Here is a 23,290-nt window from a genome sequence, read left to right as displayed (position 1 = left end):
CTTGCGCTTTTTGTTAGGTTCTTAAAATAGAAGAATTTATATGCTTCGCATGATAACTTATCCTTCTATTTCTCGCTGAAACGCCCCGTCCTTAAAAGGTCGGCGAAGCCGTTTCTTCTTTATATTCAGCCTAAATATCATTCAGGATAGCCGGAATTACGATCTCCACGCGTGTACCCTCTCCCGGAACGCTGGTGTAGTTCAAGGTGAAATCCCCTTTATAGAAATGCTTCAGTCTGGCTTGTACATTCTGCACCGCGTATCCCCCGGTATCCCGGGCTGTATAAATATCCGATTCATCCGGCAGGGTGAGAATCTTCTGCAGCGTCTCGCTGCTCATGCCGCCCCCGTTATCTTCAATCACGAACTTCAGCTGATCTCCGGTTAATTGTCCGCTGATACTCACACAGCCGCCGCCGCGTTTACGTTCAATCCCATGAATCAGCGCGTTCTCAATAAAAGGCTGCAGGCTAAGCTTCAGAATGACATAGGGATGCAGCTCTTCAGGGATATCGATTACGAAATCCAGAGAGTCTTTAAATCTCATTTTCTGCAGGGACAGATACAGCTCGATAAGCTCCTTCTCTTTGGCGACGCTGGTGAAGCTCTTGCCCTGGTTAAGACTTAATCTGAACAGTCTGGAGAGGTTGATCACCATCTCGCTGATCTTGTCCTGGCCCGCAGCTTCGGCTTCCCAGAATATCGTATCCAGCATGTTATACAGAAAATGGGGGTTGATCTGGGACTGCAGCGCCTTGAGCTCCGCTTCCTGCTCTTTAAGCTTAAGCAGATAGGCATCGTCCACCAGCGCCTTGATATTGGCGACCATGTTGTTGTAACCCCGGCTTAACTGGCCGATCTCATCCCAATATTTAATGTTAACCTTCTCTTCAAACTGTCCATTCTGAAAGCGGCGCATCGACAGGAGAAGGGTCTTGATCGGTGCGGTCAGGAAGGAGGAGAAAAACATCAGCAGGGGTATACTAAGGACCAAGCTGGCCAGAATCATGATCAGCACAGCCGACTTAATCGAGTTAAGCTCCTCGGTCAACGAACTGAGCGGCACGCTGTACAGCGTAATCCAGCCGTTGGCATTGATATTATAGTTCAGCAGCGTATCTGCGCCTTGCAGGTTCACAATGGTATAACCGGACATTATGCCGGCTTCAGCCTGCTTCATCACGAAGTCTACTGCCTTCTTGTCATTCGTTTCTTTGCCTGCGGCCAGGAGCTGTTCACCGCTCTCATTCAGGATAAGAATACCGTGGTCCTGATCATAGAGATCCGTCAGATAGGTTCTGCGGATCGTCTCCAGATTAATGCCGACAAATACAAAGCCGATTCTGTTTCCGTTTACAATATCGCGGATAATCCGGGTCATACCTAGCTTGTCATTGCGGTTGCTCTGAATAAAGACATTATTCTCTTCCGTCAGCGGGAACCAATAGGAGGCGCCGTTCAGGGCAACGGATTCCTTATAAATATTGTGAGGGGTGATCTTGTCCAGGCCGTAGGCCCCGCTGCTGTCATCGGTGGCAACCTGAAACATGGGTGCGGACAGGCTGCCGTACAGCGCCAGATAGTCGAAATTGCCGGTTACCAGCATCTGGTTCATCATGGACGCGGTCGGCCCGTTATAGAATTGATCCTCGATCTCGACAGAATCCGGAGTATTGCTTCTTAACGTCTCCTGTACAACGGAAGCCAGGCTGAATACCGTAACCCAGTCGGCAATCGTCTTCTGCATTCTGGAGAGATTGCTGTCAATCTGCTTAAGCACGCTCTGATTGGAGTTGCTTACTTTGTTAATGATCTGTTTTTTTGAGATGCTATACGAATATCCGCCTATAGCAAAAGTTACTGCGGTGATCAGGAGAAAGATAAGAATCGTTATCTTATAACGCAGATTCATATTTAAGTAGAAACGCAGCACGTGATCACTGACCTTTTTGTTTTTTATCTTATTCGTAATGTTGAATTTAAACAAGAGTGCCGGAAGAGGAGTCGACAATTTTAAACTTTACTCTCTTTTTCTCTACTGACCCCGGATCAGGTTCTCTGTTACGATGTGGTCACAACAAAGAAGGCAAGCACAATCAACAACAATTAGGGGGAGATTAAATGGTTATGAATACAAAATCCACACGGAATCTATTGCTGATTACAGCGCTGGCAGCTGTCTCGGTACTCAGTGCATGCGGAGGCAACGATCAGAATGATAGTGCGGGCAGTACAAACGGCAACGCAGCCGATCCCGCCGCTGAACAAGTCACATTGCGCGTGTTCTCCAACCTTCCGGACCGTAAATCGGGCCAGGGCCTGGCCGAGCAAATGGTGATCGACAACTATACGAAAGAGAATCCTAATGTGAAAATCGAGCTCGAAACGCTGGCCGAAGAGCCTTTTAAGAATAAATTAAAAGCCTATATGGCCTCAAATGAAGCGCTGGACATCACTATGGTGCACGGGGGAGCAGAGCTTAATACACTGGTTCAGGCTGGTTATGTGAAAGAGCTGGACCCGGCCGGGTACGAAGGGGAGACCTATAACTTCCTCCCGGGCGTATATAAGTCTTTCACCTTCAATGACAAATTGTATGGCCTGCCCCGGAACAGCGACTATGAGGTCATCTACTATAACCAAAAAATGTTTGCAGACAATGGCGTAAACGTACCCACTACTTATGCGGAGCTGCTGGATGCAGCCAAACAATTCCGTGACAAAGGCATTGAGCCGATGTCGGTGAACGGTAAAGACCTGTGGAGCTTCGCGGCATTCTTCCAGGATCTGGTCATTAGAGTGAGCGGAGATCAGAGTCTGATGCTGGATGCGGTGGAACAGAAGAAGAACTTCACAACCGATGAGAGCTTCATCACTGCTGCCAAGCTGCTGGGTGAGGCAAGAGATGCCAAGCTGTTCCAGGAATCATTCATGACCGCAGACTACGGTGCATCCCAGAACTTATTTACGCAGGGAAAAGCGGCAATGTGGTACATGGGCTCCTGGGAAGCGGGAATGGCTACGAATGAGAGCCTATCCGAAGACTTCCGCAATAATGTGGCTGTGCTGAAATTCCCTGTAGTGGATGGCGGCAAAGGCAAGGATACAGACCTTCTGGCCTGGAACGGCGGCGGCTATTCACTGGTCAGCAGCTCGAAGCATCCGGAAGAAGCCAAGAAATTCTTCGACTATCTGATGAGAGCAGATCAATGGGCCAAAACCGTCTGGGATACCGGCGCGGCTGTTCCTGCCCAGAAGTATGAGCTGACCGGCACGGAGAGCGGGCTGCAGAAACAGCTGACAGATGTTCTTACCGGAGCAACCACTACTGCAGGTTCACTGGGTCTTGATTACGGAACTCCGAAGTTTAAGGATGACGGACAGAACGCGTTCGGCAAATTCTTCGCCGGCGGTTCGACACCGGAAGAGCTGCTCGCAGACCTGCAGAAAGCAGCGGAATCCCAATAACAAATGTAGAGAGTGAAAGGGGAGGGGCAGGAACCATTCTTGCCCTTCTCCAATCTTAAGGATGGAGTGAGACTTCCATGCAAAAAGTATTCAACAATAAAATGGCCATCTTCCTGTTCGTCTTCCCGGGAATTCTCTTATTCTCCCTAACCTTTCTGGTCCCGATTGTGCTCAGCGGATACTATTCGTTCCGGGATACCCTGGCACCAGGCACACCGTCTGCATTCATAGGGTTCGCTAACTATACGGAATTGCTGTTTCACGACAGCCGTTTCTGGCTGGCGCTGCGGAATGCCGTTCTGCTGGGTCTAGGCTTCATCTTCATTCAACATCCGATTGCCATCTTTTTTGCCATTATGCTGGACCGCCTGGGCGGGAAAGCGGAGAAGTGGTTCAGAACGATCTTTTTCATTCCCTGCGTAATCTCTGTAGTGGTTATCTCCAAAATGTGGCTGTCGCTGCTCGACCCTACCTTCGGTGCATTCAACAAACTGCTGGATACACTGGGCCTTGGGTTCCTGAAGCATGCCTGGCTGGGGGACAGCAGTACAGCACTGGTTACGATGCTGTTCATTCTAATCTGGGCCGGATTCGGCTGGGGGCTGCTGTTCTATTATGCCGGCCTCAAAGGAATCCCTGATGAAATGTATGAAGCCGCTTCCCTGGATGGAGCTTCCGGCTTCAAGCTGCATCTGCGGATCACTGTTCCGCTGCTGTCACCGGTTATTACGGTGCAGATCACACTGGCTATGATTACCGCCTTGAAGCAGATGGAAACCGTGTTCCTGACCACCAACGGCGGTCCCGGCGATTCCACTCAATTCCTGGCTGTGTATCTCTATAACAAGGCATTCTCGGCCAGCCAATACGGCTATGCCAATGCCATTTCGATTCTCTTCATCGTTGTCTGCCTGCTGGCCACCTATCTCAGCAACAAACTTACCCGCAGTGATGCTACGGAATTCTAAGGAGGAAACACCATGACCAAAAGTACTAAAACTATACTATGGGTGTTCTTCCTCTTTGTCGCCCTGGTTCAACTGTTCCCGTTAATCTGGCTGGCGGATTTCTCATTCCTCAGCAGCAATGAATTCTATTCTTCCAGCATCCTGAAATGGCCAAGCGCACCCCAATGGCAGAATTATATCAACGCCTGGGTAGACGGCAAGTTTCTGCGCTATTTCATTAATAGTGCGTTTATTACTACGGTAACAATCCTTCTGACCGTTGTGCTATCCTTAACGTTAGGGTATGCGTTTACACGGATGGAGTGGAAGTTCCGTTCGGTATTCTTCACCATCATCCTGCTCGGGATTATGATTCCGATCCATGCCACCCTGCTGCCCAACTTCGCGATCTTCAAAGCGCTGGGCTTGACCGACTCCTATTTGGGCCTGATTCTACCCTACACTGCGGTGTCCGTGCCCATGGGGACGTTCATCCTGACCGGGTTCCTGCGCAGTATTCCCAAAGCTCTGGAAGAGTCGGCAATTGTGGACGGGGCGAATATTTACCGGATTGTGTTCCAGATCATCGCACCGCTTACCGCACCTGCTCTGGTAACAGTAGTCGTAACGACTTTCCTGAACTGCTGGAATGAGTTCATTATGGCTTCGACCTTCCTCAGCAAGGATGCACTGAAAACGCTGCCTTTCTCGGTCATGAATTTCGCCGGCCAGTATTCCTCTGATTATGGCTCACAGTTTGCCGTCATGGTGCTGACCTCCATCCCTGCGATTGTCATCTACGCGATCTTCAATGAGCAGATTACGAAGGGCGTTACTGCCGGTGCGGTAAAAGGTTAATTTCACACAGCGTATGCTTCCGAAGTGAGTTTTGCGAAGAGATTCAAGAAGCCTATGCTCACAAAACTTTTAGGAGGACAACAATGGATCACTTGTTATACGGTGTTGCTTATTATGACGAATATATGCCTTATGACCGTCTGGATGAAGATATCCGGATGATGCAGGAAGCGGGAATAAATACCGTGCGTATTGCCGAGTCCACCTGGAGCACCCATGAACCCCAGAATGGCGTATTTAATTTCAGTCCGGTGATAAGAGTGCTGGATGCCATGCATGCCGCCGGGATTCATGTCATTGTGGGCACGCCGACTTACGCCATTCCTGCGTGGATGGTCAAGGAGCATCCGGATGTGCTGGCCGTCACGGCAAAAGGTGAAGGTAAGTACGGTGCGCGGCAGATTATGGACATTACCCATCCCGTGTATCTGTTCTACGCCGAACGGATCATCCGCAAGCTGATGGCCGTGGTCCACAGGCATCCGGCAGTTATCGGTTACCAGATAGATAATGAAACGAAGCATTATGAGACCGCCGGACCGAATGTCCAGCTCAAATTCGTCAAATACATGAGAGAAACCTACGGAACCCTTGAGGCGATTAACCATCAGTTCGGCCTGGATTACTGGAGCAACCGGATCGACAGCTGGGAGGACTTCCCGTCGATGGTTGGCACGATCAACGGCAGTCTCGGTGCGGAATTTGCCAGGTTCCAGCGCGGGCTTGTGAATGAATTTCTGGCCTGGCAGATTGGAATTGTGAATGAATATAAGCAGCCGCAGCAGTTCACGACGCATAATTTTGATTTTGAGTGGAGAGGGCATTCGTTTGGGGTGCAGCCGTCTGTGGATCACTTTGCCGCCGCAGCCCCGTTCGACATTGCCGGTGTAGATATCTACCATCCGTCGCAGGACAACCTTACCGGTACCGAGATTTCGTTCGGGGGAGATATGACCCGCTCGCTTAAGCAGGATAACTATTTCGTCCTGGAGACACAGGCGCAGGCTTTTCCTGAGTGGACGCCTTATCCAGGGCAGCTACGGCTGCAAGCCTTCAGTCATTTGGGATCGGGTGCCTCCATGGTTGCCTACTGGCATTGGCATTCGATTCATAATTCGTTCGAGACCTACTGGAAAGGGCTGCTTAGTCATGACTTCCTGCCTAATCCGGTATATAAGGAAGCCTGGACGATCGGTGCTGACTTTAAGCGGCTGAGTGATCAGCTGATTGGGCTCAAGAAGACCAGCAAAGTGGCTGTTATGGTCAGCAACGAAGCACTGTCGGCGATCGAATGGTTCAAGCTTCCCGGCGGAGTAATTTATAACGATGTGGTCCGTTGGATGTATGACGAATTGTACAAAATGAATATCGCCTGCGATTTCATCCAGCCATCCAGCACCCGGCTGAACGATTATGAGCTGATTGTCGTACCTTCTCTGTATGCCGTCTCTGACGAGGCACTGCAGCGGCTGAATGAGTATGTCCGCAGCGGCGGTCATGCCGTCTATTCCTTCAAAAGCGGATTCACCGATGAGCAGGTGAAGGTACGGCATACAGCGCAGCCGGGCGTTATTCATGAGGCTTGCGGAGTGGCTTACAGCCATTTTGCCACGCCTAATGCCTCTGCCGGACTTACCGGCAAGCTGTTCCCCGAGGGAACGGAAGCAGGCGTTCATACCGTCAGAACATGGATGGAAATGCTTGTTCCGGATTCGGCCGAAGTACTCGCCAGCTATGATCATCCCCAGTGGGGCGAATATGCTGCGGTCACGAGAAACACTTTCGGTGATGGTACCGCTACCTATATCGGATGTATGGCGGAGCCTGCCGCGCTGGCGGTCATCCTGCGGGATACGCTCCAGGTTGCCGGATTATGGGGCGAAGACCAGCAGCTGTCGTTCCCGTTAATCGTCAAATCCGGTGTGAACCGGCACGGCAGCACCATCCGCTACTACTACAACTACTCTGCTGAGTCCGTTACATTCCAGTATCCGTATGGAGCGGGGCAGGAGCTTCTGTCCGGGAATCTCGTAGCGCATGCTGAGGAACTGAAGCTGGATGCTTGGGGCATATTTATTATTAGTGAAAGTTAATAAATTGCTTTAACTATGAGGAGTAAGTAACGATCCTCCCCATAGGGAGATAGGATGAGGAGGCAGCAATATGGACGTTAAAGATATAGTCTGGGTATCAAGTACAGAGAATGGCCCATGGGTTACCCGAAGCGTGGAAATTGCAGCTGCGGACGCGCCGGCGGATCTGGCGTTCACCGGAGAAATTCATCAGAACATTGAAGGGTTCGGCGGATGCTTCAACGAGCTTGGATTCGAGGCGCTGAATCTGCTGGCTGCAGAAGACAGAAGCGCGGTGCTGCACTCGCTTTTCCATCCGGAAGGGGATCATAAGTTCAGCATTTGCCGGCTGCCGATCGGGGCGAGTGACTATGCACTTGAATGGTACAGCCTGAATGAAACCGATGGCGATTACGCCATGGAGCATTTCTCGATCGAACGGGACCGCAAGTACCTGATTCCGTACATCCGGGAGGCGCTGAAGCTGAATCCGGAGCTGAAATTATTCGCCTCCCCCTGGAGTCCGCCAACCTGGATGAAGTTCCCCCGGGCGTATAATTACGGCACGCTGCGCTGGGAGAAGGAGATTCTAGAGGCGTATGCTTTATACTTTGTGAAGTTTGTACAGGCGTATGCCGGGGAAGGCATCACCATCCATCAGGTTCATGTGCAGAATGAAGTCGTAGCGGATCAGAAATTCCCTTCGTGCGTATGGACCGGGGAGCAATTGCGTGAATTCATCCGCGACTATCTGGGACCGGCTTTTGAACAGCATGGCCTGGATACGGAAATATGGCTGGGCACGATTAATGCGCCGGAGCCGTGGGATGAGTGGATGAAGCAGAAGGACAGCGGATTCGATGCCTATGCGCACACGGTGTTAAGCGATCCTGAAGCATACAAATATGTGCAAGGCGTTGGCTACCAATGGGCGGGCAAATATGGCATTCAGCGTACGGTGCAGGCTTATCCTGAACTGCGCTACATGCAGACGGAGAATGAGTGCGGGGATGGGGAGAACACCTGGTTTTATGCCAAATATGTGTTTAACCTGTATCAGCATTACTTCACCAATGGTGTGAACGCCTATATTTACTGGAACATGGTGCTTCAGCCAAAGGGCCGCAGTACCTGGGGATGGGAACAGAACTCCATGATTACGGTAGAGCCGGATGAATACAAGGCCGTGCATAATCCCGAGTTCTACGTCATGAAGCATTTCGCCCATTTCGTTGGCCCCGGTTCCCGCAGAATCGGCCTGAAGGGCAAATGGACAGGCAATGCGCTGGCATTCGGGACGCCGGAAGGCAGACGGGTGCTGGTGATTGCGAATCCGTTCAAGGAAGCAAGAACGATTCTTTTGGCTAACGATGAAACGCAATATGAGCTCAATTTGGCTGCGGAATCTTTTAATACCCTTGTTCTGTAAAATAGACTAACATGACTCCATCCGCCGTCACTTCAAAGCAGCTGACGGCGGATACCCCTTCATGCTTTTGAACACATTGCTGAAGTACGCCACATCATGATACCCGCAGTGCTCAGCCACCTCAGACACATTGAACCCGCCCGCAGACAGAATCATCTCGGCATTATTGACCCTGACCTTGTTGAGGAATTCTTTGCAGGTGGAGCCGGTATTCTGTTTGAACAGCTTACCCAGGTAGACGGAATTCAGTCCGATCCACTCCGCCAGATCCTTAATCGTAACGTCCTCCGCATAGTGATCCATCATATAAGTCATTACTTTATGGATTCTCGGATCAAGCAGCGGCGTCTCCTGATGATGGGCAATATTAAGCAGGCGGTAGACAATCAGCTGGAAGATGGCCCGGGCCTTCATTCTGTAGAAAGGCTGCGTGCCCATCCAGATATGCGAGAACTCCCTGATATCATCGAGGATTTCCTTAGTCATCCTATTCTTTGTTACGGACGCAAACGGCAGGTGCACATGATTATCCGCACCCTCCCAGAAGAAATTGAACGCAAAGGAATGCATAGGTGCCTCGGCAAAGGTATGGGCTTCCCTTACACTGCCGGAAGGGACATAGAGCATATCCCCGGCTTCTACAGAGAATTTCTTCCCGTTAATGAAGTAATCCGCTTTGCCTTCCACGATGAACGACAGATCATGGAAATCTATCGTGCTGCTGATAATCTCCCAGTCTGCAAAGGATCTGCGGTCCACAAACAAAAAGACATTAGGCACAAGGTGCTCGTATTTGTGGATGTCCATCACGTTCATCCCTCCTTTCATCTGAAGCGCTGGTAAACACCACCCTATCTTACCATTTATCTAAGCTGCTATAGCGTGATTTTCTCCATTTTCATCGGCCCCAGCGTTACAATGGCTTCATTGAAATGAAACTCATACACATCAAACATCGGGCCCATTTTTTCAAGTGTGCCTTCAAAGGCCGGATTGTTTTTCGTGAAGCCGTCTTTCAAATCATATACGGTATGCCCGCTTTTCTTAACGATAGCATCAGTTACGCGCACCAGCCTGCCTGCGGGTTCGGGGAGAGTTGTGAAGGCTATTTTATCATTGGCTGCGAACTCTGCAGTTTTGGGGGATTGCTTGAAGGTGGAGACATATACAATGCCCTTCTCCTGATCGTAGAAGTGGCTCATCACTCTCACGTTCGGTTTATTATCCATTGAGGTGGCTAGGGCCAGGTGTGCGCTGACCTCCATAATTTCTTTGAAGCCTTGTACATATTCCATATTCATTCTCCTCTGTTAATGTATTGAACCGTCGTGATCTAGCGGCCTAAACTGATAGTAGCATACGGAATTATGACAGCTGTCTGTCATGGTTGTTGTGGTAAACTAAAAAAAGGTGATCAGAATGAAAATAGACCGGTTAATCTCCATAATCATGATTCTGCTGGAACGCGACAAAGTGAGTGCCTCCAAGTTAGCAGAGATGTTCGAGGTCACGCCCCGTACCATCTTCAGGGATATTGATTCGATCAATCAGGCGGGAATTCCGATTGTTACGTATCCCGGGGTACGCGGCGGCATAGGCATCATGGAGCAATATAAGGTGGAGAAAAGATTATTTACCGTTTCGGATATCACCGCCCTGTTAACAGGTCTCGGGAGTATCCACGCTACGATGTCGGGTGAGGAAATCCTGAATGCGATGGCTAAGGTGAAGGGGCTGATTCCCGAGGAGCAGGTGCGGGAGATTGAGCTGAAATCCGGTCAGATCGTCATCGATCATGCGCCCTGGCTGGGCAATAAGATTCTGAAGCTGAATCTGCACGACATTAAGATTGCTATGGACGGGTGCAGACTGGTATCGTTCAGCTATAGTGATCAGGAGGGGAAGCCGAGCAGCCGGGAAGTTGAACCCTACCGCCTGGTGCTGAAGGACTCCAACTGGTATCTGCAGGGATATTGCATCTCCCGGCAGGATTTCCGCATCTTCCGGCTATCCCGCATCACTGGGCTTAAGGTGCTGGAGGGGACCTTCACGCCAAGGGAATTTGATCCTAAGCCGCTGCATCCGCCGGACCAGCAAGTGGTAACCCTTACGCTGCAGATAGATTCCTCATTACGGGATTTGATGCTTGAGCTATGCGGCGAGGAGAATGTAGTGCCCTGCGGGAACCATAAATTTACCGTGTACTTTCCATTTGCCGAGAATGATTTCGGGTATAATATGCTGCTGCGGATGGGGGATAAGTGCGAGTGTCTGGGGCCGTCCCATGTGCGGGCGGAGCTGGTGCGGAGAATCAAGGGGCTGCTGGCGGTGTATGAAGGGGAATGACAGATAAGAGATTATCAATTGTACCCTCCGGAAATTCCTGCTATACTTTTTCCATATTAGTTGATAGGGGGTTACACTGATGGCAACGAATTGCTCATTAGCTAGGAAGTCCTCATGCAGAGCCTGATCCGGGGCGATACTTTGCGTGGGGTGCGGCAGGAAGATCTTGATCGCCCAAACTGATTTTATCGTTTCTAATTAGCAGGCTCTGCACCTTATTGGATTGACCAATAATAATAAGGGGCTGAAGAGCTGTGACTACAACATTTATTAGAAACCATCAATATAATTATATTAAGAAACAATCGGATTTCGTGCTCAAAACACTGCGGTCTGTAGCAGACCGGCGTGTCCTGGAGACCGTAAGGTACAGTGCTGAGGTGAATGTGACGGAGGCATTTTCTTCGCTTACTGTGGATCAGGAGCAAATGCTGAAGCCTATCTCCACCCTGGAGAAAGCCGAGGATTTCCAGCAGTATATCAGCGGCTTCGAGCCTTATCTGGAGCCATTTCCGCCGATTACACTGAAGCAGATTCAGAAGCTGTTTCCTAAGAATAAGAAGATGAAGCTACCTGATCTTGCATCGTTTGATTTTCGTTATGTGACGTATCTGGCCTGGGCAGACATTGCGACGAATAAGCTGTTCATTGTCTATCCATACGAAGGACAATTCATCGGCGTAGAGGGCAGAATAATACCGACCCACAAGAAAGGCTATTGCCTGTTCTGCAACCGCCAGCAGGAGCTTGCCTTCCTTACAGTCAAGACCAAGCCTGAGCTTGCTTCAGCAGATAACATAGCTTCTGTGGGGCAATACGTATGTATAGATAATCATGGATGTAATCAGAGTATCACCGATATAAGCTCGCTGGAGAGGTTCGTGCTCTCGGTGCAGAAATAAGTTTGCCGGAGAAGGCCGCCCTTAGGGTGGCCTTTTGCTTTAGGTTCTTAACTAAAATTGAAAAACAGCATAATTATAGCTGCTTCCTCAATCAAGCTTCCGTCCCGTCGCTGGCGGTCAAACGGAGTTTCGCGAAATGTTGTACGAATTACAACTCGAAGGCAGAAAAATCCGGGTGTCTGGGAGGATTGTTGCAGAAAATACAAGAATAGTTTGTTTAATAGGCTGGGAGGAGGGGAAATGTTGCCTTTCGTACAACAATTCGGGGGGGAGGAGCGTTATCGTGCAGGAAATGTTGTATTTCGTGCAGGATATGTGCTTGAGTCACACACTTCTATTCCAGTAATTGCAATAACATCCCCCTCATATGTGCTCAAAGCCTGAACTACTACGCCCCAGCCTGCTCCACCTCTGTATGAACCCCTTGCTGTTCTGCGGCCCTGCTGCTGACCAGCCCTCTCCGTCCGGTTAGAGTTACCGCCAGAATAGCCGCACCGGAAGCCAGCAGAATGATCGAACCGGGAATCCAGTCGAGGAGTACTCCGTAGAGCAGCATGCCCAGCGGAGCGATGGAACCGGCGATGCCTTCAACCAGTCCGAATACGCGTCCGCGGTACTCTTCTTCTATACTCTGCTGCAGATACACCTGGATCGGAATATTGATGATCATAATTACGATACCGACAAGCAGGAGCAGCGGAAGGAAGAAGATGAAGGTAACGGCAGCGGTGAAATGAAGCAGCAGCGGAAGGGCCATCGCAAGGAAGAGCAGCCCCAGTGCGCTTAGACCTCCGATAATTGTATTTACAAGATTGTTGCTCTGGCGGAGAACGGTGAGGAGCAGGGACATCAGCAGCATGCCCGCTGCCAGCATGGCTTCAAGTATACCGTATTGCTTCGAAGACAGCCCCAGGGTCTGTACGGCCACAAAGGGCAGCACGACATTCAGCGCGACTACAAAGAAATTAATCCAGAACACGATAATTAGGAGGGAGCGGATAACGGGACGGCGGATTACATAGGAGAAGCCTTCTTTCAGATTCGTACTGACCTCGGCAGCAACGCTGCCCAGGCGTTCGCGGAAGGGCGGGTTTCCGGTTTCGGCAGCCCCGTCTGTAAGCCCAGCTTCAGATAAGGCTTCTGGAACCGGTCTAAACTTCAGCATGCAGCCCATCACGGTCGAGATGGTAAGCCCTGCCGCGTTCAGCAGCATGAATTCTTCAAGCGGGAGGAAGGCGTAGAGCATACCGGCAAGAATGGGAGCCAGCAGGTGGCCGACAGAACTGGCAATTTGATTCAGGGAGCCGGTACGTTGGATGGAATCACGGTCAACGAGCATCATCATGGAAGAGGAGGCGGAGATACTGTAGAAGGTTGCGCAGATTGACAGAAGGATCAGTGAGATATAAATCGGTAAGAGGGACATTCCCTCTATGGAGACGGCGGCAAAGGAAAGCAGCATAATCAAGACACTTGCAGCATCTGAGCCGATCAGCAGCTTGCGGCGGTTCACCATATCGGCCACCACGCCGGCGAAGGGCGACAGAATAATACTGGGCAGCATACCGCACAGCAACGTAACCGCAAAGCTGCTTCCTGAACCGGTGAGCTGCAGAATATACAGGCCGACAACAAAGGTGTACATACTGGAGCCGAGAACAGAAGCGAATTTTCCGCTGAAGAAAAGAATGATATTGCGGTTGGATGCTGCCGACACCGGCGTTGGTTCAGACATTACGAGCACTCCTTTTTCCGAAAAAGTTAAATTATATTAAACTTATTGTAGAGGCTGGATCTGATTATTGCAACAAAAAGTTTAATTATATTTAACTTTTGCCATGATGCGGCTTTTTCTCGCTTGAATATTAGGCTATACTGGAAGAAAAGCAACCAAAGAAAGTTGGCACAGCAGATGACGACTAAACTGACCATCGGCGACAAAGTCAAACAAATGCGTAAAGCCAAGGGCCTTACGCAGACTGACCTGGCCGGAGAACATATGACCAAAAGCATGCTTAGCCAAATCGAGAACGGACGGGCGTTGCCTTCTATGAATACGCTGCAATTCCTTGCCGGGCGTCTGGGTACAGATGCGGGGTATTTCCTGGAGGGTGAGCACGAAGCGGAGCTGGGTCCGCTCGTCCGTAAGATCGAGCAGCAGTACAAGGCGAAGCAGTATAAGGAGATCGTTGCGGAAATCCAGCCGCTGATGAAGGATACGCTTCCGATGGCAGTGGATGCCGCACGGCTGATGGAGTTTTATGTGGGCTCCTGTTACCACACCGGAACAGAGGGCGGAGAAGAAGGAATCGAACGGGCTGTTGAAATCTATGAGCGTTTCGGTTTATTTGTAGAGCGTGCCAAGATTCAGTATTTGGCTTATGCTTTATTGTTTGCCAAGAGCAGATACCAGGACGGGCTGGAACTGATTCGCCGTGTCCGTAAAGAATATGTGAGCAATAAGGTAGGCAACGATTTTTTATTTGAAATCGATCTTTATTATGCGGAAAGTGTTACGTTGTCTGCACTGGCAGATTACTCCGGCAGCCGGGAAGCTGCCTTGGCGGCACTTAAGCTGTCGCATGAAGAAGGAGTCTACTCATTGTCGGATCATCTGTACCGTCTACTCTCCCATCTGGCCCTGCTTCACAATGATCTTGAGCAGGCAGAGGCATACTTAAGCAAGGCAAAGCTGTTCGCACAGTTCACAGAAGCTGCGGAGTCACTGGAACTGGTGCACCTTGGCGAAATTAGACTGGCACTTGCGAAGCAGAGTTACGGGGAAGTGCTGGTACTTGCGGAGCATTATCCCGCGAAGGACAGCCAGTTCATGCCTTTTGTCCATATGATGATGGGGATCGCGCACTACCATCTGGAGAGGGATGAAGAGGCACTGGCGGTCTTGTCCAAAGTAGTATTGAACGACCAGGTCTATCATCCGCTTGACCGGGTCGACCTGCTCACTGCCTATGCATACAAAGCGAAAATCTTCGCGAAGCAAGGCCGTTTGGAGGAAGCCCGCCATGAAGTCCGGTTCGCCTATGATCAGGTGAAGGATTATCCGCCTTCTGAATATGCGGACTTAATTAGACAAACCTACCAAGAGCTGCATGATAATTAAATAATGTCCAGTAAAAAACCAACCGTGCAGCTTCCCGCACGGTTGGTTCTGCTTGGTGTATAGGAATTACGATATTCGTCTGTTGTGGATAAGCTTCTCTGGAAATTGGAGCAGGTCCGTCTGAAGGACGAATGTGTTCTTGTATCCGGAATTCCACAGAATCCCCGGAAGTCGGAGGCTTGGAAAATCAAAGGGATAAATCCCTCTGATTCCGCCGAAAGTGGGCGGTAGGAGAAAAATAAAGGGATAAATTCCTCTGAATCAGCTGAAAGTGGGCGGTAGGAGAAAAACAAAGGGATAAATCCCTCTGAATCCGCCGAAAGTGGGCGGTAGGAGGAAATCAAAGGGATAAATCCCTCTGAATCCGCTGAAAGTGGGTGGCAGGCAGGAATGAGGGGCAAAAGTGCCCTTGAATCCGTCAAAAGTGGGTGGCAGGCAGGAATGAGGGGCAAAAGTGCCCCTCATTCCGCCAAAAGTGGGTGGCAGGCAGGAATGAGGGGCAAAAGTGCCCCTCATCCGCCAAAAGTGGGCGGCAGGCGGGAATGAGGAGCAAAAGTACCCCTGATTTTACCGGAGGCTGCCCAAACAAAGCGGTCAGAATAGAGCAATGTGAGATGGGCTTACAATCTACATCAGGCTGCGTTGCTCGGGCTGATTCACCCGTTAAGGTGATTTTGTTGTGAACTATTGGTTGGACTTTAATTCTTTAGAGAAAAGGAAGTACTAAAGAGACTAACGAAAAGCGAAAAGAAGCGGAGGGGAAATTTGGAACTGTAGGAGCGGTAGCGTCCGCCTGAAAGCTTTCCGTTGGAAAGCTCGCATCGTAAGCATGCAGTTACCGGATTTCCACCGCGAGTAGCGGTCTAAATCAAGAAATCTGGGAACAACAGCGGCCGGAAGTCCAAAATCCCCGCAGCAGCGACACTTTCTTTTTCTAACAAACTTAAGCTCAAGCAATAATGAACCCCCTATTTGGAACTCCACAGCTCCACGCGGTCCTGCACATATTTGGTGTAGCCGGCTTCCATTTTCTTAACGCCGGCTTTTTCAAGATCGGCCATGTAGTCATCCCAGATTTTATCGAATTCAGCCGGTTTGGCCAGAATCGCCTGCGGGATGCGTTTCCACGTAATATCTCTCATTTTATTGCCCAGAATGGAGACTTCATCCTCGCCGGGGAGGGCAATATTCCAGGCTGCCCCGTACGCTTTCTCAGTAAACTCCTCTTCTTTAGGGAACAGATCCTTCCAGGTAGTGGCATTGTAAGCCGCCAGCGTTTCTTTCTCGACATCGCTGTAACCGAGTACCAGCTGCTCAGGGAAGTTCTTGGTGTAATAGTTGCCGGTAGAATCCTTGGCCCCGTCGCCGTAGTGGACCATCATATTCCAGTAGAAGCCGATGCCGGTCTCCTTCGTGAAGGCCGTGTTATCATTGTTAATGCGGTCCTGCACTTCGGCAGGGACGACGCGTTTGCCGTTTTCTACGACATAATGTTTGCCTTCAATGCCCCAGTTGTTCAGGATCTGCCCTTCGTCGGAAGCCAGGTAATCCAGGAACTTAATCGTCCGGACCGGGTCAGGGTTCGTGGTCGAGATTGAGATTCCGTAGCCGCCCATGAAGCCTGTAGGCCAGAAGCTGGTTTCTTTGTATTCACTGGTTAAGGTCACAGGATAATGGCCGTAGGTTTGATCGAATTTACCGGCCGTCTTCAGAGCCTGCTGCGCGTCATTGTAGTCCCAATCCTGGTCAATCAGGCCAAGCACACGTCCGGTGGCCACTTTGGCTTTATACTGGTCGTATTTCTGCACGAAGCTTTCTTTGTCCAGCAGGCCGATGTCATTCATATGGTTCAGCCAGCGGAAGTATTCCTTCTCTTCCGGACGGCGGAAGTGGTAGATCGCTTCATGAGTCGTCTGATCGACGAAATATTCCCCGTCATCGGAACCGCCGGTAGTCGCCACTGCAGGATTGGTTACGGAAATGTACATATGCCAGTCATCTGCGTTCAGCGATACGCCGATATTCTTGTTGCCGTTCTCATCGGTTGGATGTTTCTCCAGATAGGCCTTGATTACATTCTCATAATCCTGGACCGTCTTGATCTCCGGATATCCGGCTTCCTTCAGCACTCTGTGCTGCAGCTCGAAGCCTCCGCCGGCGACGAACTTCTTCTCATTCACAGCTGCCCAGGTAGGGATGGCATAGATGGACTGGTCTTCGTTCGTGTATTTGGCCCGGGCCAGATTGTCTCCAAGCACCCGCTTGATATTGGGCGCGTATTTGTCGATCAGTTCGGTCAGGTCAATGACAGCGCCGGCATCCACCAGCTTGCCGATATCGGCTTTGGCGGAGATGATGTCGGGATATTCACCGCCGGCGGCAATCAGCGCGATCTTCTGCTGCGGATCGCCAACGGCGAACTCGGCATCGAGAGTGACGCCTGTTTTCTCTGTAAGAACGGTACTGACCTCATCCTTCATATTGTTCCAGTTCGGATTGGGGTCTTCCGCGAAGAAGGAAAGCGTCAGTGGGCTTAAATCTTCGGCTTCTGCCGTAGCTTCTGCCGTGGCGGCCGCATTTGCGCTATTAGCGGCTTTGGTGCCGCCGGTATTCTCGGCCGTATTCTTGTTGTTATTGCCTCCGCCGCAGCCGGCCAGCACACTGAGCAGCAAGGTCAAGACCATCAGCAGAACATACGGTTTCGCTGTCTTTCTTGTCATGAATAGAAACCCTCCCTTTGTCTGGTGAGAACATATTGTATACACAGGCGTTAACCTGACGATACCGTAAGCGGACTAGCTTTTGACCGAACCCAGCGTCATGCCTTTGACGAAGTAACGCTGCAGGAACGGATAGACGATCAGAATAGGGACGGTGACGACAATGGTGATTGCCATTTTGACCGATTCCGGGGAGATCTGTGCCATCACTTCGACCATATTCCGGCCGCGGAAGTTATCCGCATTGGTGGTGGTGCTCTGAATGACCTTCATCAGCTCAAACTGCAGTGTCGTCAGTGCGTCATTCGAGCCGTTATACAGGTAGGTGTCAATCCAGGCATTCCACTGGCCAACCGCCAGGAACAGGGCGATGGTCGCCAGCGCAGGCTTGGTCAGCGGCAGAATCACCCGCCAGTAGATGGTGAAGTCATTGGCTCCGTCCAGCTTGGCAGATTCCTGCAGGGCGTAAGGCAGACCGTCGATGAAGGAGCGGATGACGAACACATTAAATGCACTGACCAGGCCGGGCAGGACATACACGCTGAAGGTGCCCATCATATGCAGATTCTTGATCAGAATGTAGAAGGGAATCAGTCCGCCGGATACGTACATCGTCAGCGCCAGAAAGGTGGAGACGAACTTGCGGCCCTGAAAGTCCGAACGGCTTAAGGTGAAAGCCAGCATCGAGGCGCTGATCAGTCCGAGAAGGGTGCCGATGAGGGTACGCAGAACAGAAATCTTGAATCCGGTAATGAGTCCGGAGAAGGCGAAGATCGTCTCGTAATTCTTGAAGGTGAACATCCGGGGGTAGACCGTAATCCCGCCCTTGATGCTATCGGTAGAGTCATTGAATGAAATCGCCAGCACATTGAGAAAAGGGTACAGTGTGGCAATGGTCACCACAGTAATCGCAGCATAGACTACCAAATCGAAGATGCGGTCCGACCAAGACGCGGCGGCCAGTTTTTTGATCAGCATAAGGGCCTCCTAAATGATGCTTTCCTTGGTTATTTTTTTGAAGATGCCATTGGCCGTAAAGAGCAGAATCACACTGACCACCGAGTTGAAAATATTGATGGCCGTCCCGAAGGAGAAGCGTCCCATGCCGAGCCCGTAGTTCAGTGCATACAGATCCAGTGTCTGCGAATAGTCGCGTACCAGATTGTTGCCGAGCAGGAATTGCTTCTCGAACCCGATGCTGATGAGATGGCCGATGGAAATGATCAGCAGGATAACGATCGTCGCCCGGATGCCCGGCAGTGTAATGTTCCGCACCTGCTGCAGCCGGCTTGCGCCGTCCACCCTGGCTGCTTCATACAGCTCCGGTCCAATACCCGAGATCGCGGCGAGATAGATGATCGTGTTCCAGCCCGTTTCCTTCCACACATCCGATGCGGTTACGATCCCCCAGAACAGATTGCCTTTGGCCATGAATTGAATCGGCTCGCTAATGATATGGAGGCTCAGCAGCAGGTCATTGACTGCGCCGTTGTCGGTGGAGAGCATCTTGGTAATGATCCCGGCGGCTACCACCCAGGACACAAAGTGCGGCAGATAAGACACCGTCTGGACAAAACGTTTCAGCACCTGCAGCCTTACCTCATTCAGGAGGATGGCGAAGATGATAGGAATGATGAATCCGGCTAATAGTCCCATGACGCTCATTGCCAGGGTGTTGCGCAGGGCATTGAAGAATTGCTCATCCTGGAAGAGCTCCCTGAAATACTGCAGGCCGACCCACTTCTGCTCAAAAAAAGATTTGCCCGGCTTATATTTCTGGAAGGCCATCATCCATCCCCATAACGGCAGATAGCTGAAGACGAAGGCCCACAGGACAAAGGGAACCGCCATCATATATAGATATTTCTGCTGCCGGAATTTGGCCCAAAAGCGTGAGCCGGGTTTCTTAAGCTCCGGCTTCACGGTGGTGGTAATCGCTTTCATTTATGTCCCTCCTTCGATATGGCTTTATCATAATCTCCCGGAAAACAAGGAAACACCCGAAGATTTAAGTGTAAAAACAGGGGGAAATCAGTCCTTTTCGTAAGCGCTTTCTGAAAAATCCTCCTCCGGCTGCGAATCTTTCCGGCGGTAGACCGAGGGGGAGATGCCGGTGATTTTCTTGAACTTTTCACGAAAATAATCCACATCGCTGAAGCCGACACGGCTTGCCGCCTGATGGATTTTGTAGCCCTGGTCCAGCAGCTCCTTGGCTTTGCCGATGCGGATATTGTCCAGATAGGTGTTGAAGGACGAGCCAGTGCTGCTCTTGAACAGCTTGCCGAGGTAGGCGCTGCTGTAAGTGAATACATCCGCCAGAGTCTCCAGCTTCAGATTCTCGTCATAATGGCGGTGGATGAGGTCCAGCATCCGCTTCATGAGTACATCCATGTCATTACGGATAATGCCGCCGGCATATTGCTCAAGCAGGCCTGTGATGTAGCGCTGCAGCCGGGGGAGGGAAGTATGCTTATAAATTTGCTGGATTTGCCCGTCCATCCGGCTCTGCGCCAGAATCAGCTCTTTGTACTGGACGGAGAGCTTGTTGCACAATGAAGTTAATGTCCGGACGTAATAGGATTTCACAGCCAGCTCGGATAGCCCGGCGGCGGTCATAATATCCCCGGCTTCCTGGATCAGGGAAGGAAGCACGGTGAGCTCCCCGATATCCATGGCGAAATACAGCCGGTCCGCCAGCGGTGCCAGACGGCTCTCCGCTTCCTGCAGTCCGGAAGGCAGCCCTGTCTTCAGCTTCAGCGAATCCGGACCGATCATCCCCGGCTCATCATAGAAGAAATGATCCTTCATCCGGACCAGCGCGGATTGATGGGAGCCAGGCAGCCCGCCCAGACTGTCTACCATATCACCTGCGGTGATTATGCATTCCAGCCCCTCGGCGGCGGAAGCTTCACGGATACTCTGCACCATTAATTTGCGGACAAGCTCCTTCTGATAAGAGGGCTGCAGCAGCACGCCCAGATAAGAATCCAGCGAGAAGACGATGCCCCAGCTGTTGTTCTCAAAGCTTGCCGTCAGCCTGGCTTTGACGGCGGTGGAAGGGCCGTTGTCCGCATGATCCTGCAGCAGCAGCCGGATCAGGACAACCTGATAGGAATCCCAGAGCAGACCGGATTCCAGTGCCGAGTCCATCAGAGCGGGTGTTGGCTGCAGGCTGCTCTCCATCAGCAGCGACTGGACTATCATCTCCCGGCTCCATACCTTAACTGCAGCGTGATTCCTGCGGTGCACAGTCTGCGCATCCAGTACTTTGGACAGATCAGACAAATACAACTGCAGTTCATCTTCATCGACCGGCTTGAGCAGATAGTTATCGATGCCGTAAGACAGCGCGCGCTTGGCATAGCTGAAGTCGGCATAGCCGCTCAGGATGATCATATGCATTTCCGCCTCATTCTCCCGCAGCTCCCGGATCAGCTCCAGTCCGTCCTTCCCGGGCATACGGATATCGATAATCATCAGATCCGGGGAATACAGCTCAACCTTATGCCGCGCTTCAACCGCGTTGGCCGCTGTATCCACCACTTGGTAGCCATGGCTCTCCCAGTCCAGCAGCGTGACCAATCCCTCGCGGATGGACAATTCATCATCAACAATTAACACACTATACATAAGAATCTCTCCTTAGGGGGATGGCGAAGCTGATCTGCGTGCCGTATCCGCTCTGGCTGGCCAGAATCAGGCCGTATTCAGGGCCATAGGTCAGCTGAAGACGCAGGTGAATATTGCGCATCCCGATATTATTGGTCTCATAGTCATCCTTGTTGTCCAGCATTTGCCGGATTTCTTCGATCCGGGCGGCGGACATGCCAATTCCGTTATCAGAGACCTGAACCTTAAGCATTTCGTTCTCAATTCGGATATCTACCATAACCATTCCGCCGTCCATCACATTCTCCAGCCCATGGATGACGCAGTTCTCCACCAGCGGCTGAATAATCAGCGGCGGGATTTGTATGGTATTCGCTGCCGGATCTACATACAGCTCATAGGCGAGCCGGTCATTATAGCGGAAATTCTGAATCACCAGATAGCAGTTTACGGTCTCCAGCTCGCTTTGCAGCGCGATCCTCCCGTTACCTACCTCTAAGTTTTTTCGCATCATTTTACCCAGAAGCCGCACGACCTTGGCAATATCGGTCTGGCCCCGGGAATGGGCCTTCATCCGGATTGATTCCAGGGCATTGAACAGGAAATGAGGGTTGATCTGGCTGGCCATCATCTTGAATTTAATCTCATTCTGTTTCAGCAGGGTGGCATTCTTCTGGCGGTTCGATTCCTGCACCTCGCTCATCAGATCATTAATATTCCGTACCATATGATTGAACTGCCTCGCCAGCTGGCCAATCTCATCCTTGCCGTCGATCACCAGCCGGGCCTCCAGATTCCCGGAAGCGACCTTGGAGATATGCTTGCTCAGGTGCAGCATGCGTCCGGTGAGCAGCCGTGAGAAGTAGTAGATCAGGATAATTGCCAGAATCAGAGCTGAAATAATGACCATAGACGCCAGTGAGAGTATCCGGTTGGGCTCGCCCACGATGCTCCCGACAGAGAAGATGGAGATAATCCGCAGGCTGTTCAGGCTTCCTCCGGGATGCCAGTCATCAATCAGCATTTTGGAGGGCTTGCCGTCAATCATTACATCGGCCGGTCCTTGTCCTGCCAGGGGGGACAGCGGTTTGAAGTCGATGTCATCCAGCGTCTTGCCCAGCGTATCTGCACGGTTAGAGGCAACGATGTTGTCGTTCTCGTCTACGATAATCGTCTCGAAGGTCTCCTGGTCCAGGATGGTGTTGAGCCTCTCCGTATTGACATTCACGATCAGTACACCTGTCGTCCGCTGCTTCAGGAAATCGATCTTGCGGATCAGGCTGAGATAATACCGGCCGTTGCGGTTGTCGCGGATATAATTCCAGCAGACCAGCCCTTTCTGGGCAAGGGCGGTCTGGTACCAGGCCTCCTGCGTTACCGCAGCATCTGCCTGGAGGAACTCCCAGTTGTCCAGCACCGTCGGGTTGTCGATGTACAGCCGGATGCTGGAGATTTCCTTGTACAGCCGGACAAATTCCCGGAAGTCCGGATAATCCCAATAGGCCTGCACCACATCGTAGACCGATTCATAGCGGTGGTTGGCGGCCTCCTCCAGCCGGCTGTCATTGGACAGCCGGTAAGCGATGTCGAGCGGAACGTTCAGCATTTCGCCCGTCCGTTTTTTCACCCGGTCCACATTGGCTGTAATCTGCTCCAGTGCATTGCCCAGAGCCATATTCCGCAGTTCACTGGTCAGGAACACCCCCACAATCAGCACCGGGATCAGGACCACACAGCCAAAGGATAGAAAGAGCTTGGTCCTGAGCTTCAGATTGTTCATTAAGGTGATGATACGGGTATACACGAATTCAATCCCCT

17 protein-coding genes are annotated in these 23,290 nt (G+C 51.1%); 8 read left to right on the top strand and 9 right to left on the bottom strand.

The window, feature by feature from the left end:
* Positions 1 to 130 precede the first annotated feature (130 nt).
* Positions 131 to 1,912, bottom strand: coding sequence for a sensor histidine kinase (locus PBOR_RS24715; RefSeq protein ID WP_157764120.1), 1,782 nt, complete (start codon positions 1,910 to 1,912; stop codon positions 131 to 133).
* A gap of 209 nt (positions 1,913 to 2,121) precedes the next feature.
* Here PBOR_RS24715 and PBOR_RS24710 point away from each other — a divergent pair, with 209 nt between their 5' ends.
* The 5 genes from PBOR_RS24710 (at position 2,122) to PBOR_RS24690 (ending at position 8,774) form a co-directional block, all read left to right on the top strand.
* Positions 2,122 to 3,468 carry an ABC transporter substrate-binding protein gene (locus PBOR_RS24710; RefSeq protein ID WP_052429629.1) on the top strand — a complete coding sequence of 449 codons (1,347 nt, stop codon included), beginning with the start codon at positions 2,122 to 2,124 and terminating at the stop codon, positions 3,466 to 3,468.
* Positions 3,469 to 3,545: 77 nt separating this feature from the next.
* Positions 3,546 to 4,436: a carbohydrate ABC transporter permease gene (locus PBOR_RS24705; protein WP_042216277.1), complete on the top strand. Its 891-nt coding sequence runs from the start codon at positions 3,546 to 3,548 to the stop codon at positions 4,434 to 4,436.
* A gap of 12 nt (positions 4,437 to 4,448) precedes the next feature.
* The gene (locus PBOR_RS24700) at positions 4,449 to 5,273 is read left to right on the top strand and encodes a carbohydrate ABC transporter permease (protein ID WP_042216274.1); all 825 of its coding nucleotides are present in this window, start codon (positions 4,449 to 4,451) and stop codon (positions 5,271 to 5,273) included.
* Positions 5,274 to 5,356: 83 nt separating this feature from the next.
* The gene (locus tag PBOR_RS24695) at positions 5,357 to 7,366 is read left to right on the top strand and encodes a beta-galactosidase (RefSeq protein WP_042216272.1); all 2,010 of its coding nucleotides are present in this window, start codon (positions 5,357 to 5,359) and stop codon (positions 7,364 to 7,366) included.
* Positions 7,367 to 7,436: 70 nt separating this feature from the next.
* Positions 7,437 to 8,774 (top strand): glycoside hydrolase family 30 protein, encoded by a 1,338-nt coding sequence (locus PBOR_RS24690; protein WP_042216270.1) that lies wholly within the window; start codon positions 7,437 to 7,439, stop codon positions 8,772 to 8,774.
* Between the two features lie 27 nt (positions 8,775 to 8,801).
* On the opposite strand, the gene PBOR_RS24685 is transcribed toward PBOR_RS24690, so the two are convergent.
* Together PBOR_RS24685 and PBOR_RS24680 are read right to left on the bottom strand one after the other, a co-directional pair.
* The gene (locus tag PBOR_RS24685) at positions 8,802 to 9,581 is read right to left on the bottom strand and encodes a helix-turn-helix transcriptional regulator (protein ID WP_052429628.1); all 780 of its coding nucleotides are present in this window, start codon (positions 9,579 to 9,581) and stop codon (positions 8,802 to 8,804) included.
* A 68-nt stretch (positions 9,582 to 9,649) separates the two neighbouring features.
* A complete protein-coding gene (locus PBOR_RS24680; protein ID WP_042216268.1) occupies positions 9,650 to 10,069 on the bottom strand; it encodes a pyridoxamine 5'-phosphate oxidase family protein in 420 nt (139 codons plus the stop codon).
* A gap of 124 nt (positions 10,070 to 10,193) precedes the next feature.
* On the opposite strand from PBOR_RS24680, the gene PBOR_RS24675 reads away from it, so the two are divergent.
* Together PBOR_RS24675 and PBOR_RS24670 are read left to right on the top strand one after the other, a co-directional pair.
* Positions 10,194 to 11,120, top strand: coding sequence for a helix-turn-helix transcriptional regulator (locus PBOR_RS24675; RefSeq protein ID WP_042216266.1), 927 nt, complete (start codon positions 10,194 to 10,196; stop codon positions 11,118 to 11,120).
* 254 nt (positions 11,121 to 11,374) lie between these two features.
* Positions 11,375 to 12,022 (top strand): FusB/FusC family EF-G-binding protein, encoded by a 648-nt coding sequence (locus tag PBOR_RS24670; protein WP_042216264.1) that lies wholly within the window; start codon positions 11,375 to 11,377, stop codon positions 12,020 to 12,022.
* Between the two features lie 388 nt (positions 12,023 to 12,410).
* Here PBOR_RS24670 and PBOR_RS24660 read toward each other — a convergent pair whose 3' ends face one another.
* A complete protein-coding gene (locus tag PBOR_RS24660) occupies positions 12,411 to 13,757 on the bottom strand; it encodes an MFS transporter (RefSeq protein ID WP_042216261.1) in 1,347 nt (448 codons plus the stop codon).
* Between the two features lie 177 nt (positions 13,758 to 13,934).
* On the opposite strand from PBOR_RS24660, the gene PBOR_RS24655 reads away from it, so the two are divergent.
* Entirely contained in the window at positions 13,935 to 15,143 is a 1,209-nt protein-coding gene (locus PBOR_RS24655; RefSeq protein ID WP_042216259.1) for a helix-turn-helix domain-containing protein, read from the top strand.
* Positions 15,144 to 16,111: 968 nt separating this feature from the next.
* Here PBOR_RS24655 and PBOR_RS24650 read toward each other — a convergent pair.
* The 5 genes from PBOR_RS24650 to PBOR_RS24630 form a co-directional block, all read right to left on the bottom strand.
* Positions 16,112 to 17,863, bottom strand: a complete 1,752-nt coding sequence (locus PBOR_RS24650) for an ABC transporter substrate-binding protein (RefSeq protein ID WP_042216258.1) — start codon at positions 17,861 to 17,863, stop codon at positions 16,112 to 16,114.
* A gap of 75 nt (positions 17,864 to 17,938) precedes the next feature.
* Positions 17,939 to 18,841, bottom strand: coding sequence for a carbohydrate ABC transporter permease (locus PBOR_RS24645; RefSeq protein ID WP_042216256.1), 903 nt, complete (start codon positions 18,839 to 18,841; stop codon positions 17,939 to 17,941).
* Positions 18,842 to 18,850: 9 nt separating this feature from the next.
* Positions 18,851 to 19,807: an ABC transporter permease gene (locus PBOR_RS24640; RefSeq protein ID WP_042216254.1), complete on the bottom strand. Its 957-nt coding sequence runs from the start codon at positions 19,805 to 19,807 to the stop codon at positions 18,851 to 18,853.
* Positions 19,808 to 19,894: 87 nt separating this feature from the next.
* The gene (locus tag PBOR_RS24635) at positions 19,895 to 21,493 is read right to left on the bottom strand and encodes a response regulator transcription factor (protein ID WP_042216251.1); all 1,599 of its coding nucleotides are present in this window, start codon (positions 21,491 to 21,493) and stop codon (positions 19,895 to 19,897) included.
* Positions 21,486 to 23,276 (bottom strand): cache domain-containing sensor histidine kinase, encoded by a 1,791-nt coding sequence (locus PBOR_RS24630; RefSeq protein WP_052429817.1) that lies wholly within the window; start codon positions 23,274 to 23,276, stop codon positions 21,486 to 21,488. The genes PBOR_RS24635 and PBOR_RS24630 overlap by 8 nt, the downstream gene beginning before the upstream one ends.
* Between the last annotated feature and the right edge of the window lie 14 nt (positions 23,277 to 23,290).

Source organism: Paenibacillus borealis (genome assembly GCF_000758665.1).
In the GTDB taxonomy this organism is placed as follows: domain Bacteria; phylum Bacillota; class Bacilli; order Paenibacillales; family Paenibacillaceae; genus Paenibacillus_AQ; species Paenibacillus_AQ borealis.
Note: the sequence above shows the minus strand (reverse complement) of the source record. Positions and strands in the feature narration are given on the sequence as shown.